The following is a 1,021-nucleotide window of genomic DNA, read 5'->3' on the forward strand; positions in this document are numbered from 1 at the left end:
CGCGGTGACGCATCTCGTCGGCGGCCAGCCTGAGCAGCTGCGGCAGCAGGTCGGTGCAGCGCCGGGCCACCCACCCGGTGCCCGCGGTCGCCAGCCACAGCAGGCTGGCCGACTTGGTGGGTGCCGGGAACTCGGGCTCGGGCGACGGCGCGGCCCCCGTGACCACGCCCTCCTCGGTGAGCAACGCATGGAAACGCAGGGCCAGTTGACGATGACCCCGCTCACCGGGGTGCAGCCGGTCCGCGCTCCAGATCGCACGGTCCATGATCCACTCGCCCTCCGCAGCGTGCAGATGCACGGCCCCGTACCGCTCGGAGAGCGCGTGCACCACCGTGTTGACGGCTCGCTGCCGCCGGGCGAGCGGGCGGGCGAGCGCGCCCGGGAGGCCGAGCATCGCGCCCGGGTCGGGCAGACAGGCCGTCAGCAGGACCGCGCCCTGTGCTGTGAAGGCCGCGTAGACCTCGTCGAGCCGGGCGGCCAGGGCCTGGATGTCGAAGGTGCAGCGCAGGGTGTCGTTGACGCCTATGACGACGGACACGACGTCCGGGTTCAGGGCGAGCCCGGCCGGGGTCTGCCGTTCGAGCACGTCCCGTGACTGTGCCCCACTGACCGCCAGGTTCGTGAACTCCACAGTGTCCTCGGGCTGTTCGGCCAGCCCGTCGGCGAGCAGCGCGGCCCAGCCGCGCCATGCCTCGCCGACGGGATCGCCCACGCCCTCGGTGAGCGAGTCACCGAGGGCGACGAAACGGACCGTTCTCATGCCACGCCTCCGGGCACGAAACGCCGTACCGGAACATCCGCGTCGTGCGCGGCGAGGAACGCGTCGACCGCCGTGTTCCACCCGAAGCACTCCGCACGCGCGCGTGCGATCTCCCGCCGCTCCGCCTCGGGGCGTTCGAGCAGCATGTCCACGGCGTCCGCGAAGGCCCTCCCGTTGTCCGCGGCCGTGGCGCCGGCGGAGCCGATGACCTCGGGCAGCGCGGACGAGGCGCTGGCCACCACGGGCGTGCCGCAGGCCATC

2 protein-coding genes are annotated in these 1,021 nt (G+C 73.4%); both read right to left on the bottom strand.

Annotation, left to right across the window (positions count from 1 at the left end):
* Window positions 1–760, bottom strand: a 760-nt coding sequence (locus tag R6V09_RS53810) for an SGNH/GDSL hydrolase family protein (protein ID WP_317888647.1), incomplete at its 3' end; no start/stop codon positions are given.
* Window positions 757–1,021, bottom strand: a 265-nt coding sequence (locus R6V09_RS53815; protein WP_317888648.1) for a glycosyltransferase, incomplete at its 5' end; no start/stop codon positions are given. The genes R6V09_RS53815 and R6V09_RS53810, both read right to left, overlap by 4 nt.

Source organism: Streptomyces sp. W16, from assembly GCF_033194735.1.
In the GTDB taxonomy this organism is placed as follows: Bacteria; Actinomycetota; Actinomycetes; order Streptomycetales; family Streptomycetaceae; genus Streptomyces.